At 50.0% G+C, this 20,834-nt stretch carries 18 protein-coding genes and 1 other RNA gene; 7 read left to right on the plus strand and 12 right to left on the minus strand.

The annotated features are described in order from the left end of the window. Positions 1 to 33 precede the first annotated feature (33 nt). Together AL515_RS11490 and AL515_RS11495 are read right to left on the minus strand one after the other, a co-directional pair. Complete coding sequence (locus AL515_RS11490; protein ID WP_048211856.1) at positions 34 to 969, minus strand: electron transfer flavoprotein subunit alpha; 936 nt, start codon at positions 967 to 969, stop codon at positions 34 to 36. A 21-nt stretch (positions 970 to 990) separates the two neighbouring features. Next, positions 991 to 1,755, minus strand: coding sequence for an electron transfer flavoprotein (locus AL515_RS11495; protein WP_061067796.1), 765 nt, complete (start codon positions 1,753 to 1,755; stop codon positions 991 to 993). Between the two features lie 509 nt (positions 1,756 to 2,264). Here AL515_RS11495 and AL515_RS11500 point away from each other — a divergent pair. Continuing rightward, positions 2,265 to 3,155: an AraC family transcriptional regulator gene (locus AL515_RS11500; protein WP_048211854.1), complete on the plus strand. Its 891-nt coding sequence runs from the start codon at positions 2,265 to 2,267 to the stop codon at positions 3,153 to 3,155. A 54-nt stretch (positions 3,156 to 3,209) separates the two neighbouring features. Here the strand turns inward: AL515_RS11500 and AL515_RS11505 are convergent, their stop codons facing one another. The 9 genes from AL515_RS11505 to ydiK form a co-directional block, all read right to left on the minus strand. Continuing rightward, positions 3,210 to 4,361 (minus strand): acyl-CoA dehydrogenase, encoded by a 1,152-nt coding sequence (locus AL515_RS11505; protein WP_040233722.1) that lies wholly within the window; start codon positions 4,359 to 4,361, stop codon positions 3,210 to 3,212. Positions 4,362 to 4,374: 13 nt separating this feature from the next. After that, a complete protein-coding gene (locus AL515_RS11510; RefSeq protein WP_061067797.1) occupies positions 4,375 to 5,970 on the minus strand; it encodes an acyl CoA:acetate/3-ketoacid CoA transferase in 1,596 nt (531 codons plus the stop codon). A gap of 156 nt (positions 5,971 to 6,126) precedes the next feature. Beyond that, entirely contained in the window at positions 6,127 to 6,885 is a 759-nt protein-coding gene (aroD, locus tag AL515_RS11515; protein WP_061067798.1) for a type I 3-dehydroquinate dehydratase, read from the minus strand. 34 nt (positions 6,886 to 6,919) lie between these two features. Beyond that, positions 6,920 to 7,786, minus strand: a complete 867-nt coding sequence (ydiB, locus tag AL515_RS11520; RefSeq protein WP_048211850.1) for a quinate/shikimate dehydrogenase — start codon at positions 7,784 to 7,786, stop codon at positions 6,920 to 6,922. Positions 7,787 to 7,807: 21 nt separating this feature from the next. Further along, the gene (locus tag AL515_RS11525; RefSeq protein ID WP_061067799.1) at positions 7,808 to 9,043 is read right to left on the minus strand and encodes an MFS transporter; all 1,236 of its coding nucleotides are present in this window, start codon (positions 9,041 to 9,043) and stop codon (positions 7,808 to 7,810) included. Between the two features lie 242 nt (positions 9,044 to 9,285). Continuing rightward, positions 9,286 to 10,506: an MFS transporter gene (locus tag AL515_RS11530; protein ID WP_048211848.1), complete on the minus strand. Its 1,221-nt coding sequence runs from the start codon at positions 10,504 to 10,506 to the stop codon at positions 9,286 to 9,288. Between the two features lie 146 nt (positions 10,507 to 10,652). Continuing rightward, positions 10,653 to 11,009 carry a YdiL family protein gene (locus tag AL515_RS11535; protein WP_061067800.1) on the minus strand — a complete coding sequence of 119 codons (357 nt, stop codon included), beginning with the start codon at positions 11,007 to 11,009 and terminating at the stop codon, positions 10,653 to 10,655. A gap of 195 nt (positions 11,010 to 11,204) precedes the next feature. After that, positions 11,205 to 11,312, minus strand: an RNA gene (gene rprA, locus AL515_RS11540) — antisense sRNA RprA. 188 nt (positions 11,313 to 11,500) lie between these two features. Next, positions 11,501 to 12,610, minus strand: a complete 1,110-nt coding sequence (ydiK, locus tag AL515_RS11545; RefSeq protein ID WP_048211846.1) for an AI-2E family transporter YdiK — start codon at positions 12,608 to 12,610, stop codon at positions 11,501 to 11,503. A 213-nt stretch (positions 12,611 to 12,823) separates the two neighbouring features. Between ydiK and ydiJ the strand changes: the two genes are divergently transcribed. The 3 genes from ydiJ (at position 12,824) to AL515_RS11560 (ending at position 16,553) form a co-directional block, all read left to right on the plus strand. Then, on the plus strand, positions 12,824 to 15,880 hold the full coding sequence (gene ydiJ, locus AL515_RS11550) for a D-2-hydroxyglutarate dehydrogenase YdiJ (protein ID WP_061067801.1): 3,057 nt from the start codon (positions 12,824 to 12,826) through the stop codon (positions 15,878 to 15,880). Next, complete coding sequence (gene menI, locus AL515_RS11555; RefSeq protein ID WP_005120251.1) at positions 15,877 to 16,287, plus strand: 1,4-dihydroxy-2-naphthoyl-CoA hydrolase; 411 nt, start codon at positions 15,877 to 15,879, stop codon at positions 16,285 to 16,287. The genes ydiJ and menI overlap by 4 nt, the downstream gene beginning before the upstream one ends. Positions 16,288 to 16,364: 77 nt before the next feature. Then, positions 16,365 to 16,553 carry a YdiH family protein gene (locus tag AL515_RS11560; RefSeq protein WP_005120249.1) on the plus strand — a complete coding sequence of 63 codons (189 nt, stop codon included), beginning with the start codon at positions 16,365 to 16,367 and terminating at the stop codon, positions 16,551 to 16,553. A 70-nt stretch (positions 16,554 to 16,623) separates the two neighbouring features. Here the strand turns inward: AL515_RS11560 and AL515_RS11565 are convergent, their stop codons facing one another. Further along, a complete protein-coding gene (locus tag AL515_RS11565) occupies positions 16,624 to 17,475 on the minus strand; it encodes a Vmh family MBL fold metallo-hydrolase (RefSeq protein WP_061067802.1) in 852 nt (283 codons plus the stop codon). Positions 17,476 to 17,597: 122 nt separating this feature from the next. Here AL515_RS11565 and AL515_RS11570 point away from each other — a divergent pair, with 122 nt between their 5' ends. The 3 genes from AL515_RS11570 (at position 17,598) to sufB (ending at position 20,829) form a co-directional block, all read left to right on the plus strand. Further along, entirely contained in the window at positions 17,598 to 18,473 is an 876-nt protein-coding gene (locus AL515_RS11570) for a LysR family transcriptional regulator (RefSeq protein ID WP_048211843.1), read from the plus strand. A 491-nt stretch (positions 18,474 to 18,964) separates the two neighbouring features. Then, on the plus strand, positions 18,965 to 19,333 hold the full coding sequence (gene sufA, locus AL515_RS11575) for a Fe-S cluster assembly scaffold SufA (RefSeq protein WP_005120243.1): 369 nt from the start codon (positions 18,965 to 18,967) through the stop codon (positions 19,331 to 19,333). 8 nt (positions 19,334 to 19,341) lie between these two features. Then, positions 19,342 to 20,829 (plus strand): Fe-S cluster assembly protein SufB, encoded by a 1,488-nt coding sequence (sufB, locus tag AL515_RS11580; protein ID WP_061067803.1) that lies wholly within the window; start codon positions 19,342 to 19,344, stop codon positions 20,827 to 20,829. The last annotated feature ends 5 nt before the right edge of the window (positions 20,830 to 20,834 follow it).

The following is a 20,834-nucleotide window of genomic DNA, read 5'->3' on the forward strand; positions in this document are numbered from 1 at the left end:
AATGCAGCGGGATATGTGCGTTAAATGTGGCCGTTAGCGACTGAGCTGTTCGATAAGGGCCGGGACGACTTTGTAAATGTCACCAACCAGACCGTAATCGGCGTAGTTGAAGATCGGGGCTTTTTTATCTTTATTGATGGCGACTATGATCTTCGCGCCGTTCCCGCCGACCATATGTTGAATTTGCCCTGAAATGCCCAACGTCAGGTACAGATCTGATTTCAACAGCACGCCGGAAACGCCAATATAGCGCTCGCGCTCCATCCAGTTTTCACCTTCGGCAATAGGGCGAGAACAACCCACTTCGGCACCCAGAACGGCGGCAAGATTGCGTACCATCTGCAGGTCGCTCTCGGCCACCAGGCCACGACCGACGCCAACCACGCGTTTGGCTTTGCTGAGATCGACACTGCTGAGAGATTTGGCGCGACGTTCCTGGCAAACAATCTCATGAAGTGGCGTGATATAAGGTGCTGAGATGACAGGGCAAGTGTGCGCAGGATTGGTTTCTGCTGGTTCAAACATACCAGGGGCAAGCGTGATAATCGCCAGCGCGCTATTCAGTTTTTCTTTACCGAATGCCAGACCGCCATACATACGGTGTTCTGCAAACAGCGCACCTGCATCGAGAGTGACCGATGTGGCGTCGTTTACCATCGCCGCATTGAGTTGCATGCTTAACCGCGCGCCCAGTGATTTTGTGCGTTTAGACGCAGGCATCAGCAACAGGCCGGTGTGCGTTTGCAGTAAGGCTGAGACAGTCTCGGCGTAGTTTTCAACACGCTGCAGTTCACTGGCGTGTTCGAGCACGATGATGTCATCGGCACCCAGCGCTTTCACCTGATCGGCCTGTTCGTTGCCCTGCACAATAAGGTGTACCTGCTCGCCCCACTGGCGGGCGGCGGTCATTAATTCCGCATAGCGTTCTACGTTATCGCTAAACACCCATACGTTGGCTAATTTACTCATGATGATTGTTCTCCGTTGGGCTTAGTTCAGGGCTTTTTTCAGATGTTCGGCCAGTTCGGCAATGGCTTCTGCTGAGTCATTTTCCAGAATGATGTGCTTACGTTCTGTCTGCGGTGGAACGCTAAGGCTGACTAATTCCGCCAGCGGTGACGCTGGCGTCCAGCCAATATCGCTGGCCTGCCAGGGGGTGACGGGTTTTTTGCCGGCACCAAGAATAGCTTTCATTGCCGGAATCCGCGGTGTATTGATATCCGAGGTCACGCAAATTACTGCCGGGAGCGGCAGGTCAATGACTTCGACTTCATCTTCAAGGGTTCGCTCAACCAGAATGCGGTCGCCGTTACGTTGGATGTTGCTTACCGCGTTAACCACAGGAAGCTGCAGGAGCTCACCTACCAGTAAACCGACCTGTTGTGCGTAGACATCGCCGGACCCTTCCCCGAACAGCATCAGATCGAATTTAATGCTTTTAGCCGCACAAGCCAGCGCCTGGGCGGTATCGCGCGGCAGCGCATGCTCCAGCTGTGGGTCCTGCACCATAAACAGGCTATCCGGACCGCGGGACAGCACGTCTTTACGTACTTTAGAGTTTTGCAACAAGGAGCCGCCCACGGTTAAGGCGACAATCTCATCGCCTTCGGCGGTAAGTTGTGTGGCGGCTTCAATCGCATTCAGATCAAATTGACTGATTTTGGCATCGGCCCGATCAAAGTTAAGCGAGCGCTCTGGGGTAATAACAATGTCCTGTTCTTCAGGCACCAACTTAAAGCAGGTTATTATTTTCATGGCATCTCCAGTGAGTCACGTTCGGATGATGACGAAGTGCGTCATTATCGGCAGTAGGGAAAATTTGACTGAAAATAGTGTGCGGCAGAGTGTGGCCTGTTTTCGACGGGGCAATCTGTTTTCATTCCCAACAATCTTGCAGAAAAATGTGCAACGGCGATGCGGAGTTTCTAAGCGAGGAGTAAAAGTTGTGTACGCAAGGTTACACCGTGAAAACAGTAAACGAGGGTGTAATTGAGAAATGCATCCTATTTTTAAGCGATATCTGCCCGCATTTGTTTCTGATATGTAAATCGTTAATGTTGAATTAATAACATTTATTCTTTTCAATTAGTATAAAACGTAAATAACGCACGCTAACAGTGTTCCTGGACAAGAAGTGTCATCTTGCAGACGGCGCAAATAATTTTGTTTCGCTTGGATAGAATATCGTTGTATAACGTGGTTAATCGTTATCATTTAACACTATTAATTTTCCGCACATTTACCATCTAAAGGTGGAGGCTGTCATGTATCAACGATGTTTTGATAATGCCATGGAAACCCTTTTTGAGCAGGGGAAGACCCCCAGATTTTCGCGATTCGTCATCAGTGATGATCCTAACTGGGAGTCGGGCCACCATGTGCATGACAATGAAACCGAACTTATCTATGTCAAAAAAGGTGTCGCGCGCTTAATTATTGATTCTTCACTGTATGTCGCTCACGCCGGGGATATTGTGGTGATAGAACAAGGACGGTTACATGCTGTCGCCTCGGATAGCAACGCACCTGCCACGACCTACACCTGTGCACTGTACGGTTTTCGCTTCAATGGTTGGCAGGATAACCAGCTGTTGCAGTTACACTCGTGTCCGGTCATCAGCGTCGGCCAGGGAAAGGAAGTTATTAAGAGTATTTTTAATGAACTGAGTATTATGATACCGCAGTGTAAAAATAATCTGTCATCCTCTGCTTATGATGCCTTTGCCTACGCATTAACCGTCTTGTATTACGAAAACTTTAAAAATGCTTATCGTTCGGAGCAGGGGTATATTAAAAAAGACGTGTTAATTAAAGATGTTCTGGTGTATTTGAATAACAACTTTCGCGAAAAAATCACACTCGATCAGTTGTCGAAAAAATTTCGCGCCAGTGTGAGTTATATTTGTCACGAATTCACTAAAGAGTATCGTATTTCGCCGATTAATTATGTTATTCAACGACGAATGACGGAGGCAAAATTTTCGCTGACGAATACGGAAGCGTCGTTAGCGGAAATCTCGTGGCGGGTGGGGTATGAAAATGTTGATCACTTTGCCAAACTCTTCCAGCGACACGTAGGCTGTACTCCCAGCGATTATCGTAAGCAGTTTAAAAATAATCTGACTGAGCAGGAATGCCTGCAGCCGGAAATCTGATTTTCTGGCGTAAGTCCGGATAGCGTTTATCCGCTATCCGGATGATAGTACGGCTTACTTGTTTTGATAATCTTTCAGGATCTGACGTCCGGCGACGTAGATCATGATTTCATCGGTGCCACCGCCAATGCGTTCGCAGCGTACATCACGCCAGAACCGGGATACCCGGGCTTCATCGGTATAACCCAGACCACCCATTATCTGAATCGCGTCGTCGATAACTTCCATTGCTGTGCGCGCGCAGTACAGTTTTGCCAGCGCCGCGCTGGTACGCAGTGATTGTTCCTGATCGGCCTGCCAGGCGACTTTCAATACCATATTGCGCATGTTTTCGATTTTAACCGCCATCAGCGCCAGTTTTTCCTGGATCATCTGGTTGTGGCCAATCGGTTTACCAAAGGCGATACGCTGGTTGGCGTAACGTGCGGCATCCTCGAAAGCGCATTCGGCAAAGCCGGTGCTGCGTGCTGCGTTGATCAGTCTCTCCATTTCGAAGTTGTACATCACGTTGAGGAAGCCCATACCCTCTTCGCCGACCATATCACTTTCGTCAACTTCAACGTCATCAAGATAGACTTCGCAGGTACTTAACATGTGCCAGCCGATTTTGTGCAGCGGATTAACTTTGATGCCGGGTTTCTTCGAATCCACCCACCACAGGGTAAAGGCTTTCTTCGGATCTTTCGGCTCGGGATCGCGAGCCAGAACCAGCATATACGGGTACTCTTTGGCACCGGTAATAAAGGTTTTTTGCCCGTTAAGGTACACCTTGCCGTTTTTGCGGGTGTAGCTGGTGGTGGCGCTGTTGTTATCTGAGCCAGCTCCCGGTTCGGTTAACGCCAGCGCATAGGCCGGATCGCCCGTTTCCATGGTGCTTTCAGCGGTTTTACGTAGCTGCTCCGCGGAGCCAAAACGGCGCATACTGTGGATACACTGGCCGTTAGTGATCAGAAAGGCAGGCGCACCACATTTTGAGACTTCCATCAGCGCCAGCATTTGCGTGACGTAATCTGCCGGAATGCCACCGAACTCTTCCGGCACGCCCAGCATCGAAATACCGTTATCCGCAAGCGCGCGCATAAATTCTTTAGGGTAGGTGGAGGTCTGATCGCAGGTGCGGAAATATTCTTCCGGGAAATTACTGGTGATCAGTTCCCGAATGCTGGCAAGCAGCAGCTCTTGTTCTTCAGTTAATGAAAAGTCCATCAGGGTACTCCTTTTAATTGGCGGCGTCGGGCAAAACAAAACCCATCGTGGCATCGATAAATAATCTTTCGTCCATCAGTTTCAGGTCTGGAGAAATAACGGGGGTGAATTCCATTTTGTCCAGAATGTCTTCTTGTAAAGAAACACCTGGGGCAATTTCCACTAAATGGAGGCCATCTTCTTTTAACGTAAATACGGCGCGTTCGGTGATGTAACGCACATCCAGTCCACGTTCGAGGGCAATTTTTCCACTGAAGGTGATTTCAGGTAATTCGTTAACGAATTTCTTCACCCGACCTTCCTGCACGATATTCAATTTGCCGTCGGCAACATCTGTTTTCAGACTTCCGGCTGTCAGGGTGCCGCAGAAAATAATTTTCTTCGAGGTGGCGCTGATATCAATAAAACCGCCAGTGCCCATGATCTTGCCATTGAATTTATGCACACCGACGTTGCCGTGCTGATCGACTTCGGCGAAGCTTAAATAGCACACATCCAGACCGCCACCGTGGTAGAAGTCAAACTGGGAGGTCATATCCAGAATAGCGCGGGTATTGACGTTGGCCCCAAAAGCGATGCCCTGCGAGGTAATACCGCCGATTGGCCCGGTTTCAACCGTCAGTATGAAGTCATCGGCGCAGCCTTCTTCACGCGCAACGAGACCAATACCATCGGCAATTCCTACGCCAACGTTACCCACTGCACCTTTGCGCATTTCGAACAGCGCACGTCTGGCCACCAGTTTACGTTGGTTAAGCGGCAGGGCAGTTTGCAGGCTGTCATCAAGGATGAAATCGCCTGAAATAAAACGGTTAACCGGCGCTCCGCCATACAACTGAGTCTGTTCTGGATCGATAACGACGATATCCACCAGATAGCCAGGGATCCGCACGGCTTTAGGGGGCAGTGTGGCTTTCTTCACCATTTTTTGTACCTGCATCATGACGATGCCGCCGTTGTTATGCACGGCCTGCGCGATGACCAGCGCATCGAGATACATCACTTCATCTTCAAAGGTGGCGTAGCCTTCGCTATCACAGGTGGTGGCGCGAATAAAGGCGATATTCGGCGCAATGGCTTTGTAGTAGAGATACTCTTTGTTATCAATTTCTACCAGTTTGATCAGATCTTCGGTGGTCACTTCATTGAGTTTGCCACCTTGTTGGCGGGGATCGACAAACGTGCCAATGCCGATATCACTCAAAATACCTGGCTGATGGGCCGCAGAGGCACGCAGGGTTTGAGTTAATACGCCTTGTGGATAGTTGTAGGCGGCTATTTTATTTTGTTCCGCGAGGTCGGATATCCGTGGGGATTGTCCCCAGTGGCCGCACAACGCCCATTTAACTAAACCTTCCTGTGCCAGTGGACTAATACCCCGGTCTGCACGGTCGCCCAGTCCTGTCGGGCTAATTAGCGACAAATTACGTGGGGATTGGCTATTTTTATATTTCTCGGCTAGTGCATTAATTAATGTTGTGGCTTCAAGTATCCCACCGCCAGCGCCTAATACGCAGAGTGTGGCTTCATCCGGAATATAATCAATTGCGTCAGCTGCAGATAATACCGGTACCCGACCATTTAAGCGTGTTGGTCTTAAAAGTTTCATATAAACTCCAGGTTATATTCGTGCGAATGCCTATCGCTATATTCGATAATAGTATTTTGCGTTATTTGAAAATATTTAATCGTCTGCCAGATATTCGTGGTAAAACGAATATCTGGGGCAGGGCGTTATTTATTGCAATTTAAAAAAATTGGGCTATTAAGCCTGGTGTAATATTGTCAGAACGGTACGTAGATCGGTTACGGATATTTGTCCTGGGGCCGAGGCTTTTTTCACCGCACCAAACGTCGCCGCTGAGCCGAAAACTTCGCCGGACAGTCGTGAGATCACACCGGTTTTCGCCATTGACATGGTAATAATTGGGCGGTCGGCGTAGCGTTCCTGCATTTCCAGCGTTGCGCTAAGCAATGTCAGCACATCCGCTTTGCTTTGCGGCATCAACGCGATTTTGGGAATATCTGCACCAAGTTCCTGCATTTTACGCAGTCGCTGGACAATATCATCGGCTGCTGGTGTCTTGTGAAAATCATGATTCGACATAATAACGAAGACATTTTTTGCGTGCGCATGCTCGACGGTCGCTTTAACCAGTTCATCACCGGTGAAAAGCTCCAGGTCGATCATATCTACCAGACCGCTGTCCACTGCTGCGCGGTTTAATGCAATATAGTTTTCGACGGACAGAGCCTGTTCACCCCCTTCTTTGGCACTACGGAAGGTGAACAGCAACGGTTTATCCGCCATCACATCACGGATCGCACGTGCGGCTTCCAGTACTGCGTCAATGGAAGCGACATCTGCGAAATGGTCAACACGCCATTCCAGGATGTCGAAATCCGCTTCGCGATAGGCCAGTGCTTCGCTTTTTACCGTTGAGATGTCTTTACCCATCAGTGAGACAATGATCTTCGGCGCACCCTCGCCAATCAGGAGGTTTCTTACGGTTACGGTTTTCATTGATTACCCTTTAACTATTCACAAATACTGCCCATCAGGCTGCAAAACCCATAACCTGTTTGACATACTCCAGCGGGAAATCTTTCCCGGTCCAGAGCTTGAACTGCTCAGCCCCTTGCCACAACAACATGCCGTAACCATCAATCGTTTTGCAACCGGCATGTTGTGCCTGTTGCAACAACCTGGTCATATGCGGGTTATACACGCATTCGGTCACCAGCAGTTCCGGGCGAAGCAGGGAAACGTCGGTCACAATAGATTCGTTATCCAGCGGTTTCATGCCGACTTTCGTGCCGTTGGTCAAAATATCCGCGCTGGCGAGTGCCTCGGCAAATGCCTGTCGATCGGCAAGGTCGATCACGGTGACAACGCAGTCGGTGTTTTCATTAACACGTTTAGCGAATGCCTGCGCCTTTTCAAAGAACTCATCTTTACGGTTAAAGATCTTAATTTCTTTGATGCCTTCAATGGCTGCCTGAGCGCCAATGGCTGTAGACGCGCCGCCCGCGCCCAACAGTACCATGGTTTTACCTTTAATATCGAAGCCGCTTTCTTTAATCGCGCGAATATGGCCGGTGCCGTCGGTGTTGTAACCACGCAGGTAGCCATCATCATTAACGATGGTGTTGATTGCGCCAACCAGTTTGGCGGCAGGTGTTAATTCATCAACATATTCACAGGCCAACTGTTTATTGGGCATAGATACCCCGGTGCCGCGCATTTTTAACGCTTTTAAACCAGCAATTGCATTAGCAAACGTTGAGTTATCGACTTCAAATGCCATGTAGGTAAAAGGCAGGCCCGCTTTTTCTAATGCTTTATTTTGCATTTCAGGGGACAGACTGTGTCTGATAGGGTAGGCCATCAGACCAATCAGTTCATATTTTGCAGTTACGTCCATTTGATACTCCTTCTAAACAATTTATTGAAAATAACGTTCGCCCAACCGCACATCATTTTGGGGGATATCAAATACGCGGTAATAGCGAATAAAGACGATGATGGCGGTGATGAATGCCAGCAGAGCAAATGCAAGGTCCAGCAAAATGATGTATTGCAGGCCGATGTTAGAAAGGTATCCGGTGATCAGTGGGATAATAAAGTTGGCTACACCACCCATCATCATATAAACACTGGTGACTTTGGCTTTGCTCTTCGGGAAAAACTCTGACATCACCGAGACACCGAGCTGTAAAATACCGCCAGCAGCAGAAAAGCCAATCAGAAACGAACCTGCGTTACAAACCAGCGGAGAGGGATACAGATAAATGACCGCAGCGGTAATGCTTGCCAGACCAGCGTTAAAAACGTTAGCCCAAATGGGGCGAACCATTTTCTTCAGGAGGGCAGCAAAGATGAATACGCAGACCAGCGATCCCATGCTGTAGTAAGAGATGGTTTTTAGTGCGTCAGTTTCTGCCATGCCAGCAAATGCCATGGCATATTTCGGCATCCAGACCACGATGACATAAAAGGTTGAGAATGCGGCAACCCCAAACAGCACGGAAGCGACACCTTCCAGCCAGACCAGGGGTTTACTGTTCATCTGTGGCAGATCTTTGGCGAGACCCGCGTCCACCATCTGGCTGGGAAAGCGACTTTTTAACAGCATCAGGGTGATGACCACGAACAGTACACCCGGGATGATGACCGCATAGCCGTACCAGACATGGTTGAGCAGCATGGTGCTGACGACGATGGGGTAAATCATCTGACCAAACGACACCATGGCTTTAACCAGAATAACCGCCGAGCCGGATGCTTTAGGGAAACATTCCATTAACGCCGGATAACCGCCGGTATCCAGCGCTGAATTCGCTACGCCAACGCATACAGCCAGAATAAAGGCAATCATCAGATTGGGGCTGGCGGGAATACCGAAGAAGAACAGCATATATAGAATAACGCCTAACAGAATGATAGCCCGACGACCGAACTTATCTGAGAGAACGCCAAAGAATAAAATACTGACCAGTCGACCAAGACCAATGCCGGAAATTAGATAGGCAATCCCTGCATTATCGGTTGAAAACTTTTCAGCCAGGGAGGTCATGTTTTGCGCCAGTGTGATGACGCTAATACCGTGTAAAAAATAACTTAAATAAATACAGGTTATCGCCAGAAGAAATGGCGTGTTAAAGGTCTTTTTCTGAGACATTTTTTCACAACTCCTTGCGGATTTTAAAATTATTCTGTGCTCGTCGGTGTAGTTTAAATTTCGGCGACCTTGTGATTAATATACCGGGCAGTAGTTATTGTACCTACATAGCATGGCGTTTAAGTTACCAGGTATATTGCATATCAAACTGTGAAACCTAATTCGTCAGGCCGACGTTTTGCCGTTATTTTAAAAATACGTCCAATTATTTTGCAGAAGAGGGGAACAATATTGCACCCGCATTATTGTGCGAGTGGTGCCATGTTTAACTGACGCTTTGCTGCAAGCCGGCTGCGATAACCAATAAACAGTGCCAACAGGAAACCGAACGCAGCGATACCCGCATCAAACCACATGATGTGCGCAATACTGGTTTCGGAGAGCCTGGCGGTAATCAGTGGGATCGTGAAGGTCGCGATACTGCCCGCGCTGTAGTAAATACCGGTAGCTTTACCTTTCGCCTGCGGGAAGCGAGCGGCCATTAGCGTTAGACCGATTTGCACGACGCCTCCGGCTGATGAGAACCCGATGACAAAGGCGAATGTAATCACGACCCAGGTCGTTGGATGCAGGCAAACTGCCAGCAGCGCGACAAAGGAGATAAAGGTGTACAGCATCAACAGAGACGTGGCACGACCCGCTTTTCTCGCCAGGGGAGCAGTAATGAATACGCACAGCAGAGAACCACAGGTGTAAATACTTAACAGCTTGATAGATAACGTATACGGCATACCGGCGACAAACTGACCATACTGTGCCAGCCACTGGCTAACCAGATAAAATGTGGCCATCGAGATATAGCCATACAGGGTGTAACTCCCCAGATCGAGAAGGGAACAACCATGCTTCGGCTGAATAGGTTCCTGTAAAGAGGATGATGGCATGATGGAATGCTTCGGCCCCGGATGTGCAGGGAAGCGGCAGCGAAACAAAAATATGCCGTTGACCGCCATAATTCCCGCCGCCAGCAAGAAAGACCAGCCAAACCAGAGTTCAGCCCACACCAGCAGGCTGATAACCATCGGCAACAGAAACTGGCCGCTGGACACAAAGGCTTTAATCAGGATATTGGCGGTGCCGGGTGAACGGGGGAAGGCTTCCATCAGGCTGGGGTAGGTTCCGGCATCAAGAAAACTGTTTGCCATTCCCGCTAAAAAACCGAAGGCGTAGGCAATCACAATGCTGTGAGTATTGATGATGCCAAAAAAGAAGATGAGGTAGCAGATCATGCCAAAAATGATAAACGGTCTGCGCCCATAGCGATCGGACAGCATGCCTGCAACTAATAAGACGCTTAACCGACCGATACCAAGGGAGGAGATGACAATCGAGACCCCCGCTGCATTGGTTTGCCACTGCTGTTCAAGTGAGGACATATTGAGGGACATCAGAATGACCCCCATACCGTGTACCAGGTAATTAAGGTACAGCCCTATCGCAGTAGAGAAATAGGTGTTTTTCATAATGTGTTACTCGGCGAAGAGGCTAAATGGATGTTGTATTTTGTGTCGCGTAGGGCGTGTTAGCCCAAATAGTATGCAGACTGCGCGTGAGCGAGGGCATAATGTCGGGTGCCCGTGTTGCAACGTAGTGATGGCGTTATGACCGCCTAACACAAACGCTCGAGGTTGTGTGCATAGAGCTCCACTGCAGCAGATTGGTAGATTTTCCAGTCGAGAAAATTGTCGTGGTGATAAACTGCCTGAAAAGAAACCAGATCGGGGAAAAAACGCATTGTGTTATTACCAATACGATTATTTATTTTTTCGATGATCGCGTTAATTCTTAACTTTCTCTTTGCTTTCATTTCTGCACAAATGCGCGCGATGTTTTCCGGGATTTCTTTTTCCCCACTTTCCCATTGTTGCCAGGCAACAATGTCGCCATCACGCGCGATATACGCGGCGCTTTCTTCTACCGTCATAGCAAAAATATGGCGGATAGCCTGCAATTCTAATGCGTTCATTATTTGATCACTTAATAAAAGACGGTGGAATAGTAATAGCATTATTGTGGATATTTCGGCTTGAAGAGAGTCACAGTATCTTGTGCAATATTATTTGTTATTAATCTGTGAAGTTGGTGCATTTGGCGTGAGAGTGAAATAAAACAATTGGCTAGCTGATGTGATGTAGGCCGTGATGGGACGTGGAAATGCAGGATAAAAAAAAGCCCATCGTGGGAGATGGGCAAAGACTACACACAGCAATTCGTTGTTTCACTCAGGGGATTTCCATGCTTATAAATCAATGTGTTGATCTAAAGCCTTGAGGTAATAGTAGGCATGCTGGTTTTTCACGTCGATCAGATTCATCTCAATAGTTTAAAAACTGTAAAGAATTTGCGACATAAATGAGTACTCCCACAGGGCTGGGGCTGGGGTTGGTTCGGGGAGCTGCGATGTATTTATCAGCAATAGTAAACAATCAGGCGGCAATGTTGCCGCCTGATGTTGTATTACTTATTGCTTTCGATTTCAGCGATTTCTTCGAGAATTTTATCCGGGTCAGTGCCCGGTGCAGGGGCTTCATTGACCCATGCGGAGAACAGGCGCCATGAAACAGCCAGTACCACTGGGCCGATAAACAGACCAATCATACCGAATGCAATCAACCCGCCGATAACCCCGGAAAGAATAAGGATCAACGGCAAATCAGCCCCCATACGGATCAGCATGGGACGAATAACGTTATCCAGTGTTCCGACCACGCCACTCCACACCAACAGCACCGTGCCCCAGGTAGAATCACCTGTCCAGTAAAGCCAGATAATGGCCGGAATCAGCACCGGTAAAGGCCCCAGTTGCACCAGACAGGAGAGGATCATCAACACCGCCAGTAGTGTCGCGTAAGGTACCCCCGTTACCGCCAGACCAATACCGCCGAGGACGGCCTGTACCAGCGCGGTGACGACCACGCCTAATGCAACCGCACGAATGGCCTGTGCTGCCAACAGGATTGCCGCGTCACCGCGTTTTGATGCAAGACGGCAGGCGAAGTGGCGAATGCCTAGCGCTACCTGCTCACCGCGCCAGTACAGCAGGGCGCTGAATAGCAACATCAAGCCACAGTGCATCATAAAGCGGCCAATATGCGCGGCCTGACCAACAAACCAGGTGGTTGTGGTACCGATATAGGGACGAACCTTAGCCATGATAGCCGAACCGCCCATATCCAACAGGCTGTGCCATGCGCCATAGAGTTTGGCACCCACCAGAGGAATACTGTTTAACCACGCCAGATCCGGCAGCGTCATATCACCAGCGGTAACGGCATGAATCAGAGGACCACTGCCATCAACGATGCTGTTGACCAACAGAGCGATAGGAATAATAAATAACAGAACTAACAACAGGGTCATCACCAGCACGGCCAGCGAACGGCGTCCCCACAGCAATTTTTGTATACGTATCAGGATGGGCCAGGTCGCAATGACCACCGTACCTGCCCAGGCAAAACCGAGGATAAAGGGTTGCACAATCCAGAGACAGGCCACAATCATGATGGCTAAAAACAGCACCGATAGCAGCACTTGTGCAATATCCCTGGGCTGACGGAAATTTACCATAAATACTTTTCACCTTTGTCTTTGCGTCAGAACGTTGACGCGACGTGAACACGTTAATCACACTCTATAATGATGAGCAATTTCAGCGGTTTTGAACAGGCGGATTCTGCCTGTAAATCTGCTGAGCGTATTAGAAAAAAATGTGATACAACAAACAAAGCAACACGCAAACGATTAAATTCACAACACAGACCGCAGGAAAGGGTCACTATAATGATTCCACAAATTTCTCAGGCGCCAGGTGTCGTTCAACTGGTGCTCAATTTTTTGCAGGCGCTGGAGCAGCAAGGATTCACGGGCGATACGGCAACGAGCTATGCCGATCGTCTGACAATGTCGACGGATAACAGTATCTATCAGCTTCTGCCTGATGCCGTGGTTTTCCCTCGTTCGACGGCTGATGTGGCGCTTATTGCCCGCCTGGCGTCAGAACCGCTCTTTTCGTCGTTGATTTTTACCCCTCGCGGCGGCGGCACAGGCACCAACGGGCAGGCGCTTAATCAGGGCATTATTGTTGATATGTCCCGTTACATGAGCCGCATCATTGAAATCAATGTGCAGGAAGGTTGGGTGCGGGTAGAGGCGGGGGTGATAAAAGATCAGCTTAACCAATATCTGAAACCCTACGGCTATTTCTTTGCGCCTGAATTGTCCACCAGTAACCGGGCGACGTTGGGGGGAATGATCAACACCGACGCTTCCGGGCAAGGTTCGCTGGTCTACGGTAAAACCTCCGATCACGTGCTGGGTATTCGCGCGGTATTGATGGGCGGGGATATTCTCGATACCCAGCCGATGCCGGTTGAATTTGCCGAAATGCTCGGTAAAAACAATACGGCGATTGGGCGCATCTATAAGACGGTTTATGAACGGTGTCGTGAGAACCGACAGTTGGTCATTGACAAGTTTCCAAAGCTCAATCGCTTTTTAACCGGCTACGACCTGCGGCACGTCTTCAATGATGAGATGACCGAGTTTGATTTAACCCGCATCCTTACGGGTTCCGAAGGTACGCTGGCATTTATCACCGAAGCCCGCCTTGATATCACGCCGCTGCCTAAAGTTCGGCGACTGGTCAACGTCAAATACGATTCGTTTGACTCTGCATTGCGTAATGCGCCAGTGATGGTGGAAGCGCGCGCGCTGTCGGTCGAAACCGTCGATTCAAAAGTGCTTAATCTGGCGCGTGAAGATATTGTCTGGCACTCCGTCAGCGAATTGATTACCGATGTCCCGGATAAAGAGATGCTCGGGCTGAATATCGTCGAGTTTGCTGGTGACGATGAAGCATTAATTGATTCTCAGGTCAGTGCGCTGTGTGAACGTCTGGACGGGCTAATTGCCCGGCAGGAAGCCGGCGTAATTGGCTGGCAGTTGTGTACCGAACTAGCTGGTGTCGAGCGCATCTACGCCATGCGGAAAAAGGCCGTTGGTCTGCTGGGTAATGCCAAAGGCTCTGCGAAGCCGATTCCGTTTGCCGAAGATACCTGCGTACCGCCGGAACACCTGGCCGACTATATTGCCGAGTTCCGTGCGCTACTCGATAGTCATGGCCTGAGCTATGGCATGTTTGGTCACGTGGATGCCGGGGTGCTGCACGTCAGACCCGCGCTGGATATGTGCGATCCGCAACAAGAAGTGCTGATGAAGCGCATCTCTGATGATGTGGTGGCGCTGACGGCCAAATACGGTGGTCTGCTATGGGGCGAACACGGGAAAGGTTTCCGTGCTGAGTACAGTCCGGCATTCTTTGGCGAGGAACTGTATCGCGAACTGCGCAAAGTGAAGTCGGCGTTTGATCCGCAAAACCGGCTCAATCCGGGGAAAATTTGCCCTCCGGAAGCCATCGATGCGCCAATGATGAAAGTGGATGCGGTTAAACGTGGGACTTACGATCGTCAAATCCCGCTGGCCGTTCGACAGGAGTGGCGTGGGGCAATGGAGTGTAACGGCAACGGGTTATGCTTTAACTTCGATGCCAAAAGCCCGATGTGTCCGTCGATGAAAATTAGCCTCAATCGCATTCACTCGCCAAAAGGGCGGGCAACGCTGGTACGGGAATGGTTGCGCCTGTTGGCCGATCGTGGGATCGACCCCGTGAAACTGGAAAAAGAGTTGCCAGAAAAACGTGCCAGTTTACGTACGCTAATCGCCCGAACCCGGAACAGCTGGCATGCACGTAAGGGCGAGTATGATTTCTCGCATGAAGTGAAAGAGGCGATGTCCGGGTGTTTGGCATGTAAAGCCTGTTCTACGCAGTGCCCGATAAAAATTGACGTTCCGGAATTCCGCTCGCGCTTCCTGCAGCTGTATCACACGCGCTATCTGCGCCCGCTTCGCGATCACATGGTCGCCACCGTTGAGAGTTATGCACCGCTGATGGCGCGCGCACCTAAAACGTTCAACTTTTTCATCAATCAACCACTGGTACGTAATCTGGCTAAAAAACACATCGGCATGGTGGATTTGCCGCTGTTGTCTGCACCATCATTACAACGACAGTTGGTCGGGCATCGTTCGGCCAATATGACGCTGGAACAGCTTGAAGCTCTCAGCCAGGAGCAAAAAGCACGTACGGTGCTGGTGGTGCAGGACCCTTTCACCAGCTATTACGATGCAAAGGTAGTGGCCGATTTCATCCGACTGGTAGAAAAATTGGGTTTGCAGCCGGTGTTGTTGCCATTCTCGCCTAACGGCAAAGCGCAGCATATAAAGGGCTTTTTAAACCGGTTTGCGAAAACGGCGAAAAAGACCGCTGAATTCCTCAACCGGGTGGCAAAGCTGAATATCCCAATGGTCGGTGTCGATCCGGCGCTGGTGCTATGTTATCGCGATGAATACACGCTGGCGCTCGGCGAGCAGCGCGGTGATTTCCATGTCTTACTGGTCAATGAGTGGTTATCGGCTGTACTGGCGTCACAACCGCCGGTCGCTATCGGTGGCGAACCGTGGTACTTCTTCGGACACTGTACCGAAGTGACCGCTCTGCCGGGAGCGCCTGCGCAGTGGGCCGCGATTTTTGCCCGGTTTGGGGCCAAACTGGAAAACGTCAGCGTGGGGTGCTGCGGGATGGCGGGTACCTATGGTCACGAAGTGAAGAATCATCAGAACTCACTGGGGATCTATGAGTTATCATGGCACCAGGCAATGCAACGATTGCCGCGTAACCGTTGTCTGGCTGCCGGGTATTCATGTCGAAGCCAGGTTAAACGCGTAGAAGGCACAGGCGTTCGCCACCCATTACAGGCATTACTGGAGATTATAGGATGATCTGGAAACGTGAAGTCACACTCGAGGCGCTCAACGCCATGGGTGAAGGAAATATGGTCGGGCTGCTCGATATTCGTTTTGTGCATATCGGCGACAATACTCTGGAAGCCACAATGCCCGTGGATCATCGCACCAAACAACCCTTTGGTTTGCTGCACGGCGGGGCGTCTGTCGTGCTGGCTGAGAGCATTGGCTCGGTGGCTGGATATCTGTGTACGATGGGCACTCAAAAAGTGGTGGGCCTTGAGATTAACGCCAACCACGTTCGTTCTGCACGTGAAGGGCTCGTCAGAGGGGTGTGCAGCCCTGTGCATACCGGTTCACGTCATCAGGTGTGGCAAATCGAGATCTTTGATGAGCAGGGTCGGTTATGCTGCACCTCGCGACTGACGACCGCTATTTTGTGATGCATGTTGAGTTTGGTCATTATCTGCGCAGGTAATGGTGTTATACTGTGCAGGTTCTGAACACAAGCGAGGATGATATGTCTACCCAATTAGACCCGGCCCAACTGGCAATAGAATTTTTACGTCGTGATAAAACCGATCTTTCACCAGCTCAGTACCTGAAAAGATTGAAACAATTAGAGCTGGAGTTTGCCGATTTATTAACGCTCTCTTCGACTGAACTGAAAGAAGAGATCTATTTTGCCTGGCGCCTGGGCGTTCATTGATTCCGGTATGCCTGTCGTAATAAAAACCCCGACACATGTGTTCGGGGTTATTTTTTGCCTTAAACCTTGTTTACCACTTCATCTCACCGGTATTCACTTTCGCACTCAGCTCCAGAGAGCTTTCGTCTGCAAGGCCCGGCCATGCTGCGGTCATTGTTTTTATCACGTAGGCTGAACCTTTTTTCGCGCCCAGCGCCTGCTCAAACGACTGCAAATAATCCTGGGTGAAGTGAATCGCTTTATCACCCGTCGGGCGTTCACCAATATAATGACCGGGAATCACCTGAGTGGGATGTAATTGCTGCATTTCACTCAGCACGTTTCGCCATGCCGTGCGCTCTGCCGATGACTGCGTGTCCGCTGTCCAGACGTGAATACCTGAAGCGATACCGGTTCCGCCAATGATGGCGCGGTTCGCCGGGATCCAGACATACGCCGCATAGTCATTAGGATGGCGTAATTCGAGCGTTTCGCCATCAACCGTAAAGCGTGTTTGCGTGGTGGCCTGCGGTACAGTGAGCGATGTTGGCGCACCATCTTTCATCTGTGGGCTCCAGAACTGTAATTTGGCTTCTTTGGTGGCACGAATATGATCCACCACGTGCGGCGTAGCCAACACCTTGACACCGGGGAAGGCTTTGACAAGTGGCTCAAGGCCAAAGTAGAAATCCGGATCGCCAGACGTGATCACAATGGCTTTCAGCGTCTTACCGCTGGTGCGAATCAGTTGCACCAGTTTTTCACTGTCTTTGGTGCTGAATTGGGCATCAAACAAAATCGCTTCTTTCGGGCCGGACACCAGCGTAGAAGAGACCGGGAAAATAGCCTTTTCCTGCGGATTGTAGACATCCAACTGTAGTGGAGCGGCAAATGCCGAAGAGGCAAACAGGGGTAACAGCATAGCCAGTGTATTGATTTTCATAACGGGGAACCTTGTGCAGGACATTGTCTTTTGATCGTTCCCGTATTTTAAGGAAATTCGGATCTGTTAGAATTCCCATATCAGGACATGCTGAGTTTCATAAAACGATCGGATGGGATGCAATGGACAGAGTCATGGCGGCAACAGTTTTTAACCATATCTGTGATTTAGGCAGTTTGAGTGCCGCCGCGCGCGCGCTGGGGCTTTCCCGGCCGATGGTCAGTCGCTATCTGGATGAGATGGAAAAGTGGACCGGGGCGCGGCTTATCCATCGTTCGTCACGGCGCTTGACAATCACGCCTGCCGGTGAAGAGGCATTGGTGAAAACCCGCACCCTGGCACAGCTTTCGCGAGATATCGGTGCCGCCGGGCTCGCGCAAACTCCATCGGGCACGCTACGTGTGGCGTGTGCACATTTTACCGCCATACATATTCTGGCGCCGGTGCTGCCCGCGTTTCTTGCTCGCTATCCTGACCTCCGCATTGAAGTTGAGATCAACAATCAACCGGTAAGCCTGGTTGGAGAGCGTATCGATGTGGCGATCCGCATCACGGAAAACCCCGAACCTGGAACGATTGCCCGGCGCTTAGGGGATTGTGAATCGGTGTTATGTGCCTCCGTGGATTATCTTAACCAGCATGGCATCCCAAAAAACGTCGACGATCTTGCGCAGCATAATTGCCTTTATTACAGCGGATTCGCCGGAAAGTCATGGCATTTTCTGGATGCGCAAGGGCAAGCTGTCACTGTGGCCATTAAAGGTAATTTAAGCGCCGGTATCTCGTCACTGCTATGTGAATCCGCCCTGGCGGGGATGGGGATTGCGTTGGTACCTGAGCAGGAGGCGAGAGAAGGGCTGGCGCAGGGGAGATTAATACGACTTCTACCCCAACTACAGCCTAAACGCCTGCCGATTTATGGTTTATATCTTTCCCGCGATCACCAGCCTGCGGGGTTGCGACTGTTGCTGGACGCACTGAATGAGACACAGTGCTAACTATGTGATTGAGTGTGTTTATCAAATAGTCAAAGCGCAATTTGTGTTAAAAAAAATTTATCAGTGTATGAGATTCTTCTGATCGCCCCTTCAAGAGCTAAGCCATTGTGAGTGCCGGAGATAAGCGCCGGATGGGGCCGGAACCCTTAAGCCTGCCAGCAAGCAGACTTAAGGGTTTTTTATGGCCCACATGCGCTTTGGGCCGTATTGCTCCCCCGTAGTCATCCCCACCTATCCCTTAAATAGACATTATCTATACATCTTTTAGCATTTGACCTGCCGGAACGATTACACATTCATAATCTATTATTAATCAATGTATTGAATAAAAAAATCCATCCCTGTTAACCCTCGCCGCAGGGTCTATGCTTAATAAAAGTCGTCAAAAAGGGCGGTTAACCCGAATGCCCCTGCTGTTGAGGGGTTGAAGTGATAATCATTATCACTAACATGGTGTTATAGCTTAAAAGCTAGTGACTCGAGGTAACCCTATGGAATTGCATTCAGGAACATTTAATCCCAACGATTTTGCGTGGCGCGGGCTGACGTTAACGCCAGCGGCAGCGGCGCATATCCGTGAACTGGTGGCAAGGCAACCCGATATGTTGGGTGTGCGGTTAGGCGTGAAACAAACCGGGTGCGCGGGATTTGGCTATGTGCTGGACACCGTCAAGCAACCTGAGAAAGACGATCTGCTCTTTGAAACAGAGGGCGCCAGACTTTATGTCCCGTTACAGGCGATGCCGTTTATCGATGGAACTGAAGTCGATTTCGTGCGTGAAGGATTAAATCAGTTATTTAAATTTCATAACCCGAAAGCCCAGAACGAATGTGGCTGTGGCGAAAGCTTTGGGGTATAGGCGGTACTATGTCTCGTAATACTGAAGCAACTGACGATGTCAACACCTGGGCTGGCGGGCACCTCAATTACAAAGAGGGGTTCTTTACCCAACTCAAAACCGATGAGCTGGCCAAAGGGATCAACGAAGAGGTCGTGCGCGCGATTTCGGCAAAACGAAATGAACCCGACTGGATGCTGGAATTCCGTCTGAATGCGTTTAACGCGTGGCTGACGATGGAAGAACCACACTGGCTAAAAGCGCACTATGACAAACTGAACTACCAGGATTACAGCTATTACTCTGCACCTTCTTGCGGTAATTGTGATGAAACCTGCGCCTCTGAACCGGGAGCGGTGCAACAAACGGGCGCGAATGCATTTTTAAGCAAAGAGGTTGAGGACGCGTTCGAGCAGCTTGGCGTACCGGTCCGTGAAGGCAAAGAGGTGGCGGTGGATGCCATTTTCGATTCGGTGTCAGTCGCAACGACCTACCGCGATAAGCTGGCGGAACAGGGTATTATTTTCTGCTCGTTCGGCGAAGCCATCCACGATCATCCTGAACTGGTAAAAAAATACCTCGGTACCGTCGTCCCGGGGAATGACAATTTCTTTGCCGCGCTGAATGCGGCGGTAGCATCAGACGGCACGTTTATTTATGTGCCGAAAGGCGTGCGTTGCCCAATGGAACTGTCGACCTATTTCCGTATCAATGCAGAAAAAACCGGACAGTTTGAACGCACGATTCTGGTGGCGGATGAGGGGAGTTACGTCAGCTATATCGAAGGTTGTTCGGCGCCGGTGCGTGACAGTTACCAACTGCATGCGGCGGTGGTTGAGGTGATCATCCATAAAGATGCTGAGGTAAAGTATTCAACGGTACAAAACTGGTTCCCCGGCGATGGCAATACCGGCGGCATCCTGAATTTCGTGACCAAACGTGCGCTGTGTGAAGGCGAAAACAGCAAAATGTCATGGACGCAGTCAGAGACCGGTTCAGCCATTACCTGGAAGTACCCGAGCTGCATTTTGCGCGGTGATAATTCGATCGGCGAATTCTACTCCGTTGCGCTGACCAGCGGTCATCAGCAGGCCGATACCGGCACCAAAATGATCCACATTGGCAAGAACACGAAATCGACCATTATCTCGAAAGGGATTTCTGCCGGACATAGCCAGAACAGCTACCGCGGCTTAGTGAAAATTATGCCTACCGCCACTAACGCCCGCAACTATACCCAATGTGACTCGATGCTGATCGGGGCGGACTGTGGGGCGCATACTTTCCCGTATGTGGAGTGCCGTAACAACAGCGCTCAGCTTGAACATGAAGCGACGACCTCGCGTATTGGCGAAGATCAGCTGTTTTACTGCCTGCAACGTGGGATCAGCGAAGAAGATGCTATCTCGATGATCGTCAATGGTTTCTGTAAAGACGTGTTCTCTGAGCTGCCGCTGGAATTTGCTGTGGAAGCGCAAAAACTTCTCGCCATAAGTCTTGAACACAGCGTCGGCTAAAATTT

It is taken from the genome of Citrobacter sp. FDAARGOS_156, from assembly GCF_001559235.2.
Taxonomy (GTDB): Bacteria; Pseudomonadota; Gammaproteobacteria; order Enterobacterales; family Enterobacteriaceae; genus Citrobacter; species Citrobacter youngae.

What these genes read in the sequence shown, in the direction of transcription:
- sufB (WP_061067803.1), top strand. Translation starts at nt 19,342, where the DNA reads ATGTCTCGTAATACTGAAGCAACTGACGATGTCAACACCTGGGCTGGC.
- ydiK (WP_048211846.1), bottom strand. Translation starts at nt 12,610, where the DNA reads ATGGTAAATTTCCGTCAGCCCAGGGATATTGCACAAGTGCTGCTATCG.
- AL515_RS11490 (WP_048211856.1), bottom strand. Translation starts at nt 969, where the DNA reads ATGAGTAAATTAGCCAACGTATGGGTGTTTAGCGATAACGTAGAACGC.
- AL515_RS11535 (WP_061067800.1), bottom strand. Translation starts at nt 11,009, where the DNA reads ATGAACGCATTAGAATTGCAGGCTATCCGCCATATTTTTGCTATGACG.
- sufA (WP_005120243.1), top strand. Translation starts at nt 18,965, where the DNA reads ATGGAATTGCATTCAGGAACATTTAATCCCAACGATTTTGCGTGGCGC.
- AL515_RS11505 (WP_040233722.1), bottom strand. Translation starts at nt 4,361, where the DNA reads ATGGACTTTTCATTAACTGAAGAACAAGAGCTGCTGCTTGCCAGCATT.
- ydiJ (WP_061067801.1), top strand. Translation starts at nt 12,824, where the DNA reads ATGATTCCACAAATTTCTCAGGCGCCAGGTGTCGTTCAACTGGTGCTC.
- ydiB (WP_048211850.1), bottom strand. Translation starts at nt 7,786, where the DNA reads ATGGACGTAACTGCAAAATATGAACTGATTGGTCTGATGGCCTACCCT.
- AL515_RS11565 (WP_061067802.1), bottom strand. Translation starts at nt 17,475, where the DNA reads ATGAAAATCAATACACTGGCTATGCTGTTACCCCTGTTTGCCTCTTCG.
- AL515_RS11530 (WP_048211848.1), bottom strand. Translation starts at nt 10,506, where the DNA reads ATGAAAAACACCTATTTCTCTACTGCGATAGGGCTGTACCTTAATTAC.
- AL515_RS11560 (WP_005120249.1), top strand. Translation starts at nt 16,365, where the DNA reads ATGTCTACCCAATTAGACCCGGCCCAACTGGCAATAGAATTTTTACGT.
- AL515_RS11500 (WP_048211854.1), top strand. Translation starts at nt 2,265, where the DNA reads ATGTATCAACGATGTTTTGATAATGCCATGGAAACCCTTTTTGAGCAG.
- aroD (WP_061067798.1), bottom strand. Translation starts at nt 6,885, where the DNA reads ATGAAAACCGTAACCGTAAGAAACCTCCTGATTGGCGAGGGTGCGCCG.
- AL515_RS11570 (WP_048211843.1), top strand. Translation starts at nt 17,598, where the DNA reads ATGGACAGAGTCATGGCGGCAACAGTTTTTAACCATATCTGTGATTTA.
- AL515_RS11510 (WP_061067797.1), bottom strand. Translation starts at nt 5,970, where the DNA reads ATGAAACTTTTAAGACCAACACGCTTAAATGGTCGGGTACCGGTATTA.
- AL515_RS11525 (WP_061067799.1), bottom strand. Translation starts at nt 9,043, where the DNA reads ATGTCTCAGAAAAAGACCTTTAACACGCCATTTCTTCTGGCGATAACC.
- AL515_RS11495 (WP_061067796.1), bottom strand. Translation starts at nt 1,755, where the DNA reads ATGAAAATAATAACCTGCTTTAAGTTGGTGCCTGAAGAACAGGACATT.
- menI (WP_005120251.1), top strand. Translation starts at nt 15,877, where the DNA reads ATGATCTGGAAACGTGAAGTCACACTCGAGGCGCTCAACGCCATGGGT.